Origin of the sequence: Mesorhizobium norvegicum (assembly GCF_004919685.1) — a bacterium.
GTDB lineage: Bacteria > Pseudomonadota > Alphaproteobacteria > Rhizobiales > Rhizobiaceae > Mesorhizobium > Mesorhizobium norvegicum.
Genome location: NZ_SMYZ01000014.1, coordinates 22,945 through 31,148 on the forward strand (window position 1 = coordinate 22,945; position 8,204 = coordinate 31,148).

Sequence of the window (8,204 nt, forward strand, 5' to 3'; positions counted from 1 at the left end):
GCCATGTGAGCGACAAATAGAACGAGATTTCGTCGCGCGCAGCGGAATTCTTCTGCCGCACCACAGCTGATATGAGACCTCATGGACGTCGTCGTCGTCGAATCGCCGGCCAAGGCAAAGACAATCAACAAATACCTCGGCAAGAACTACAAGGTTCTGGCCTCGTTCGGCCATGTCCGCGATTTGCCGGCCAAGGATGGCTCGGTGCGTCCGGACGAGGATTTCGCCATGTCCTGGGCGGTCGACACTGCCTCGGGCAAGCGGCTTGCCGACATCGCCAAGGCAGTCAAGGACGCCGACGGCCTGATCCTCGCCACCGATCCGGATCGCGAGGGCGAAGCCATCTCCTGGCATGTGCTGGAGGTGCTGAAGCAGAAGCGCGCACTGAAGGACAAGCCGGTCAGCCGCGTCGTCTTCAACGCCATCACCAAGTCGTCGGTGCTGGAGGCAATGGCCAATCCACGCCAGATCGATGCGCCGCTGGTCGATGCCTATCTCGCCCGCCGGGCGCTGGATTATCTCGTCGGCTTCACGCTGTCGCCGGTGCTGTGGCGCAAGCTGCCGGGCGCCCGCTCGGCCGGCCGCGTCCAGTCGGTGGCGCTGCGCCTGGTCTGCGACCGCGAATCCGAGATCGAGCGCTTCATCCGCGAGGAATACTGGCAGATCGCCGCTCTGCTGGGCACGCCGCGCAACGAGAATTTCGAAGCGCGGCTGACCGCCTTCGATCGCAAGAGGCTGCAAAAGCTCGACATTTCCAACAAGGCGCAGGCCGACGACATCAAGACGATGCTTGAAGGCGCGACCTTCAAGGCGGTGTCGGTGGAAGCCAAGCCGACCAAGCGCAATCCCGGCCCGCCCTTCACCACCTCGACATTGCAGCAGGCCGCCTCATCGGGCCTCGGCTTCTCGGCCAGCCGCACCATGCAGGTCGCGCAGCGGCTCTATGAAGGCATGGAGATCGGCGGCGAGACCACCGGCCTCATCACCTATATGCGAACCGACGGCGTGCAGATGGCGCCCGAGGCGATCTCGGCCGCCCGCGACGCCATCGCCAAGGAATTCGGCGCAAAATACCTGCCGGAAAAGCCGCGCCAATATACCGCCAAGGCCAAGAACGCCCAGGAAGCGCACGAAGCGATCCGCCCGACGGATTTCATGCGCACCCCGGCATCGGTCAGGCAATATCTCGATTCCGACCAGATGCGGCTCTATGAGCTGATCTGGAAGCGTGCCATCGCCAGCCAGATGCAGTCGGCCGAGATCGAGCGCACCACCGCCGAGATCGAGGCTGTCAACGGATCGCGCACCGCCGAGCTGCGTGCCATCGGTTCGGTCGTTCGCTTCGACGGCTTCATTGCCGCCTACACTGACCAGAAGGACGACGATGCGGAAGACGAGGAAAATCGCCGTCTGCCCGAGATCCGTGCCGGCGAGCAGCTTGCCCGCCAGGCGATCAACGCCACCCAGCACACCACCGAACCGCCGCCGCGCTATTCCGAAGCCTCGCTGATCAAGAAGCTGGAAGAGCTCGGCATCGGCCGGCCTTCTACCTATACGGCGATCCTGAAGACGCTCGAAGACCGCGACTATGTCACCATCGACAAGCGTCGGCTGGTGCCGCAGGCCAAGGGCCGGCTGCTGTCGGCCTTCCTCGAAAGCTTCTTCAAACGCTATGTCGAGTACGACTTCACGGCATCCTTGGAAGAGAAGCTTGACGAGATTTCCGACGGCAAGCTCGCCTGGAAGGACGTGCTGCGCGATTTCTGGAAGGATTTTTCCGGCGCCGTCGCCGACATCAAGGAACTGCGCGTCACCGACGTGCTCGACGCGCTCAATGAAGAACTGGCGCCGCTGGTGTTTCCCGCGCGCGAAGACGGCTCCAATCCGCGCATCTGCCCGAAATGCGGCTCCGGCAATCTGTCGCTGAAGCTCGGCAAGTTCGGCGCCTTTGTCGGCTGTTCCAACTATCCCGAATGCTCCTTCACCCGCCAGCTTGGCGACGCCGCCAACCCGAATGGCGAGAATGGCGGCGGCGAGGACGGCACCAAGGTCATCGGCAAGGATCCTTACACGTCAGAGGAAATCACGCTGCGCAGCGGCCGCTTCGGCCCCTATCTGCAGCGTGGCGACGGCAAGGAAGCCAAGCGCTCCAGCCTGCCCAAGGGCTGGACGGCAGAGTCGATCGACCACGAGAAGGCGCTGGCGCTGCTGTCGCTGCCGCGCGATGTCGGACAGCACCCGGAAACGGCCAAGATGATCTCGGCCGGGCTCGGCCGCTACGGTCCGTTCGTGCTGCATGACGGCACCTATGCCAATCTCGAAAGCATCGAAGATGTGTTCTCGATCGGCCTCAACCGCGCCGTGTCGGTGATCGCCGAGAAGCAGTTGAAGGGCAAGGGCGGCCGCAATGGCGGCACCGCCGCTGCGCTCAAGGAACTTGGCGACCATCCCGACGGCGGCGGCAAGATCGTCGTGCGCGACGGCAAATACGGGCCCTACGTGAACTTCGGCAAGGTCAATGCCACCCTGCCCAAGGGCAGGGATCCGCAATCGGTGACCATCGAGGATGCGCTGGCGCTGATTGCCGAGAAGGAAGCCAAGGGCGGTGGCGGCAAGAAGCCGTTCCGCAAGGCGGCTGCGGCCAAGACGCCCGCAGCCAAGAAAACCACAGCCAAGAAAACGGCGGCCCAAAAGCCGGCTTCGAAGAAGCCGGCCGCGAAGAAAAAAGGGTAGGACAGCGTGGCGCGCAGGATCACCGGTAGGAGCCACGGCGATCCGCGCACCGCCGACACGAGGGCCAAGGTCAAGGACGACTACCGGCCATCGCGCGACGAAATCCTGCGCTACATCGCCGAAAATCCCGATCGCGCGGGAAAACGCGACATCGCCAAGGCGTTCGCCCTGCGTGGCGACGACCGCATCTGGCTGAAGGACATTTTGCGCGACCTGCAGGACGAAGGCGTCCTGACCAAGGAGCGCAAGCAACTGGCCCGCGTCGGCGCCCTGCCCCATGTCGCCGTGCTCGACATTTTTGGCCGTGACGGTGACGGCATTTTGCTGGCGCACCCGGCCGAGGCCGTGGGAACGGGCGAACCGCCCGTCGTCTCGATCCGCGTGTCGCGCGGCGGCAGCGGCCCGGCGCCCGGCATCGGCGACCGCGTGCTGGCCAAGACCTTTCCGACCAACGAAGCGACCGGCCCCGCCTACACCGGGCGGGTGATGAAGATCTTCGAGAAGCGCACCGATGCCGTACTCGGTGTCTTTCGTATCCTGCAGGACGGCACCTTCCGTATCGAACCGGTGGAACGGCGCCAGCCCGAACTGATCGTCGACAAGGAATTTCAGAACGGCGCCAAGAACGGCGACCTGGTCGAGGTCGAGCCCGCACGGGCTTCTCGCTATGGGCTGCCGAGAGCCAAGGTGCTCAACGTGCTGGGCTCGCTGACCAGCGAAAAGGCGGTCTCGATGATCGCCATCCACGCGCACGACATTCCGCACATATTTCCGGCCGACGTCATCGCCGAATCCGAAGCCGTCAAGCCGGCGACGCTTGCTCACCGTGAGGACTGGCGCGACCTGCCGCTGGTCACCATCGATCCGGCCGACGCCAAGGACCATGACGACGCAGTGTTCGCCACACCGGATCTCGACGAGAAGAACCCCGGCGGTGTGGTCGCCACCGTGGCGATCGCCGATGTCGCCGCCTATGTGCGCTATGGCACGGCACTCGATCGCGAAGCGCTGAAACGCGGCAATTCGGTCTATTTCCCGGATCGCGTCGTGCCGATGCTGCCCGAGCGAATCTCCAACGATCTCTGCTCGCTGCGCGAGGGCCAGGACCGTCCTGCACTGGCGGTGCGCATGGTTTTTTCGGCCGAGGGCCGCAAGCTCAGGCACTCCTTCCATCGCGTCATGATGAAGTCGGCGGCAAAGCTCGCCTACACCCAGGCACAGGCGGCGATCGACGGCGTGCCGGACGAGAAGACCGGTCCAATCCTCGATACGGTGCTGAAGCCGCTGTGGGACGCCTATGCGATCCTGAAGCGTGGCCGCGATGGCCGCCAGCCGCTCGAGCTCGATCTGCCGGAGCGCAAGATCCTGCTCAAGCCGGACGGCACCGTCGATCGCGTCATCGTGCCGGAACGGCTCGATGCCCACAAGCTCATCGAAGAATTCATGATCCAGGCCAATGTTGCCGCGGCCGAGACGCTCGAAGCGAAGAAACAGGAACTGGTCTACCGCGTCCACGACGCGCCGTCGCTCGCCAAGCAGGAATCGTTGCGCGAGTTCCTGCAGACGCTTGGCCTGTCGCTGGCCCGCGGCGCGCAGATGCAGCCGAGCCAGTTCAACGGTATCCTGGAGCGCGTGCGCGGCGCCGACAATGAAGGCCTGGTCAACGAAGTGGTGCTGCGCTCGCAAAGCCAGGCCGAATACTCGCCCAAGAACATCGGCCATTTCGGTCTCAACCTCAGGCGCTACGCCCATTTCACCTCGCCGATCCGCCGCTATGCCGATTTGATCGTGCATCGCGGACTTATTGCCGCACTCGGCCTTGGTCCGGGCGGGCTGACGCAGGACGAAGCGGCACGGCTCGAGGAAGTTGCGGTGCTGATTTCAGGCACGGAACGCCGCGCAATGGCGGCCGAGCGGGACACAGTCGACCGTCTGGTCGCCGCCTATCTCGCCGAACGCATCGACGACCGTTTCGACGCCCGCATCTCCGGCGTCACCAAATCAGGACTATTTGTCCAATTGCCGCAGTACGGCGCGGATGGTTTCATCCCGGTGTCAACATTGAACGGCGATTACTATATATACGACGAAGCGGCCCGCTCCCTGTTTGGAGAACGCTCGGGCAAAGGCTACCAGCTCGCGGACCGCGTCGAGGTCCGACTCGTCGAGGTGGCGCCGATGGCAGGCGCGATGCGCTTCGAGATGTTGACCGACCCGAAGCCTTTGCCGGGCTCCAAGCGGTCGTTTCACAAGGCCAAAGGCCGCGCCCGCGCGTCGCAAACGCGACCGGGTTCGCGCGGCAGGAGACGATGATGACAACAGCCACGGAAGAACAGGTTTTCGGCGGAGAACATCACTCGGGCCGGGCTACCCGCCCGCTGTGGACGGCGATGAAGCGCGGCCTGCTCGGCCGTTGCCCGAATTGCGGCGAAGGCAAGCTGTTTCGCGCCTTCACCAAGACCGTCGACACATGCAGTGTCTGCGGCGAGGAACTGCATCACCACCGTGCCGATGACCTGCCCGCCTATCTCGTCATCGTCATCGTCGGCCACATCGTGCTCGGCGCTTTCATGGGCGTCGAGGCGACGTCCACTCTGTCCACATGGCAGCACATCGCCATCTGGGTGCCGCTGACCATCCTTCTGTCGGTCGCGCTGCTGCAACCGGTCAAGGGTGCCGTCATCGGACTGCAATGGGCCTTCTATATGCACGGCTTCGGCGACGAACACGACGTGATCGAGCCGCGTCCCGGAGTCTGAGTCGCAGCCAAGAATGCGGCCTGGCGCAACATACCGACCGTGAAAGGCCACTTTCGCTTGCCAGAAGTTTCCGCTAGGTCCTGCGCATGGACGGTATGACCAAGGCGGAAGTCGACAAGATCGAGCGGAGCATGATCGCTCACAGCGACCGGCCAATTCGCCCGCGCGACGCGGCAACCCTGATCCTGCTCGACCGCAAGGGCGATGACGTGCTGGTTCTGATGGGCCGCCGCCATGCCGGCCACGCCTTCATGCCGGGCAAGTTCGTCTTTCCCGGAGGCCGCACCGATCCGGCCGACAGCCGCATCCCGGTCGCCGCCGCATTGCACCCGGAGCAGGAAGCCAGGCTGATCGCCGGGCCGGGCCGCACAAGCGCCGCACGAGCCCGCGCCATCGCCCTGTCGGCCATCCGCGAGACCTACGAGGAAGCCGGATTGCTGATCGGCCGCAAGGGCGCTTTCGCCACGCCTAGGCCCGATTGGCAAGGCTTTGCCGAACACGGCGTGCAGCCCTCCCTGGACATGCTGCGCTTCGTCGCGCGCGCCATCACGCCGCCCAACCGGGTGCGCCGCTTCGACACGCGCTTCTTCAGCGCCTGGCGCGACGACGTCGCGGTCGAACTGCCAGGTGGCGGCCCGACCAACGAACTCGAAGAGCTGGTCTGGCTGCCGCTTGCCAAGGCCAAGGAAGCCGACATACCCGACATCACCCGAATGATCCTGGACGAGCTGCAAAAGCGCCTCGTCCATGATCCGCTGTTGCGTCCGGGCGGTCCCGTGCCCTTCTACCGGCTTGTCCGCAACCGCTTCACCCGCGAACTTCTGTAGAGCAATTCCAGGAAAGTGTGACGCGGTTTTCCGCCCGGAATTGCGCAAGATCAAAGAGACAGAGTATTCAGCATCCCATGACGGTCGATACCCAACCACAGGGCGACGAACGCGTACACTGGCTGCCGATGGTGGCGGCGATCTCGTCGATCAGCGTCGTCGGCATCGCCATCGGCCTCGGCATGCCGCTGCTCAGCGTCATCCTCGAAACACGCGGCCATTCGGCCTCGATGATCGGCCTCAACACCGCCGTCGCCGGCCTCGCCTCGATCGCCGGCGCGCCGCTGGCGACGCCGCTCGCCATGCGCTTCGGCGTCGCCTGGACCATGATTGCCATGATCGCCACCGGCGCTCTGGCCTTTGTCGGCTTCCATTTCGCACCCGATTTCTGGATGTGGTTTCCACTGCGCATCGTGCTGCACATCGCGCTGACGGTGCTGTTCATCCTGTCTGAATTCTGGATCAGCACCTCGGCGCCGCCGCATCGGCGCGGCCTTGTGCTGGGCATTTACGCAACGGTTCTGTCGCTCGGCTTTGCCGCCGGGCCGTGGCTGTTCGCCCATCTCGGCAGTTCAGGCTTCAGGCCGTTCGGCGTCATCATCGGCCTGGTGACGCTGGCAGCCATACCCGTGCTGGCAGCACGCAACGAGAGCCCGACGATCGCCTCCGACGGCGAGACCAGCAATTTCCTGCGCTACATCTGGCTGGTGCCGTCGGCGACCGCTGCCGTGCTGGTGTTCGGCGCGGTGGAAACCGGCGGCTTTGCGTTGTTCCCGATCTATGGCAGCCGCATCGGCTATTCCGAAGCCGACGCAGCCCTTCTCCTGACCATGATCGGCCTCGGCAACGTGCTGCTGCAGATCCCAATCGGCATGATCAGCGACCGCGTCAGCGACCGCCGCTATCTGCTGATTGCCTGCGCCATGGTCGGTCTTGTCGGCACCGTCTTCATGCCCTTCTTCGCCCAGAATTGGCATTTGATGGCCGCCCTTCTGTTTGTCTGGGGTGGCGTCGTCGCGGCCATGTACACGATCGGCCTTGCCCATCTCGGCTCGCAGCTTTCCGGCCACGAACTGGCGTCGGCCAACGCCGCCTTCGTGCTGTGCTACGGCGTCGGCATGGTGCTCGGCCCGCAAGCGATTGGCATCGGCATGGATGCGTTCGGTCCGTCCGGCTTCGGCTGGTCGCTAGGCCTGTTCTTCGCCGCCTACATTGCGTTGGTCGCCGTCAGGCTGGTCCGCAATATCCTCCTGTAGCGCGGCCGCCAGCCCTGCATTCGCATTGGCCGATGACAGGCTGCTGACAGAACCGTGTCAGGAGCACAGGGCTAAAAGGATGTCCCAAAACACTTGAGGACACTTCCATGATCGACAGCGGCTTTGAAACCACATCGCTACGAATGACACTGCTTCTGCTCGTGACCTTCCAGGCCCCGGCCGCCGACGTCGACCGCATCATGGACGCGGTGGTCGCGATCGCACCGCTGGCCATGGGCAAATATGACCGCAATGCCTATCAGTCGGCGCACGGCATCGAACGCTACAGGCCGCTTGACGGTGCGGCCGCCGGCGCCGAAACGGAGCTGCGGCGGCGCCCCGGCACGGTCGAGGTTTCCTTCGAACTGCCGGACGACCAGACGCTGGCCGCCCGTGTCGTCGAGGCGATTTTCCAGGCCCATTCCTACCAGGAGCCGGTGATCCGCATTCAGCCGATCCTTGCCAGCCGTTCCAAAGGGCTGGACGACCGCGCCAATCCGAATCGCTGGTGGAACACGACCGGAGATTGGAAGAAGGTTGCGGCATCCGAGACAGAAACCGCATGATTTGAAGCCATCGGCTGGCCCCGGCGGGTCGTATGAGGTCAGTCGGGCTGTCGGTAGCTAATC

Annotated in this window: 6 protein-coding genes; all 6 read left to right on the forward strand. The window is 64.2% G+C overall.

The window, feature by feature from the left end; all coding sequences use genetic code 11:
• The first annotated feature begins 81 nt into the window (after positions 1-81).
• The gene (topA, locus tag FCU66_RS06365; RefSeq protein WP_136621660.1) at positions 82-2,733 is read left to right on the forward strand and encodes a type I DNA topoisomerase; all 2,652 of its coding nucleotides are present in this window, start codon (positions 82-84) and stop codon (positions 2,731-2,733) included.
• A gap of 6 nt (positions 2,734-2,739) precedes the next feature.
• The gene (gene rnr, locus FCU66_RS06370) at positions 2,740-5,046 is read left to right on the forward strand and encodes a ribonuclease R (protein ID WP_136621661.1); all 2,307 of its coding nucleotides are present in this window, start codon (positions 2,740-2,742) and stop codon (positions 5,044-5,046) included.
• A complete protein-coding gene (locus FCU66_RS06375; RefSeq protein WP_136621662.1) occupies positions 5,046-5,492 on the forward strand; it encodes a DUF983 domain-containing protein in 447 nt (148 codons plus the stop codon). Before rnr ends, FCU66_RS06375 begins: the two co-directional genes overlap by 1 nt.
• A gap of 86 nt (positions 5,493-5,578) precedes the next feature.
• The gene (locus tag FCU66_RS06380; protein ID WP_136621663.1) at positions 5,579-6,319 is read left to right on the forward strand and encodes an NUDIX hydrolase; all 741 of its coding nucleotides are present in this window, start codon (positions 5,579-5,581) and stop codon (positions 6,317-6,319) included.
• A gap of 77 nt (positions 6,320-6,396) precedes the next feature.
• Positions 6,397-7,575: an MFS transporter gene (locus FCU66_RS06385; RefSeq protein ID WP_136621664.1), complete on the forward strand. Its 1,179-nt coding sequence runs from the start codon at positions 6,397-6,399 to the stop codon at positions 7,573-7,575.
• 107 nt (positions 7,576-7,682) lie between these two features.
• Entirely contained in the window at positions 7,683-8,141 is a 459-nt protein-coding gene (locus tag FCU66_RS06390; RefSeq protein ID WP_136621665.1) for a YqfO family protein, read from the forward strand.
• Positions 8,142-8,204: the final 63 nt, after the last annotated feature.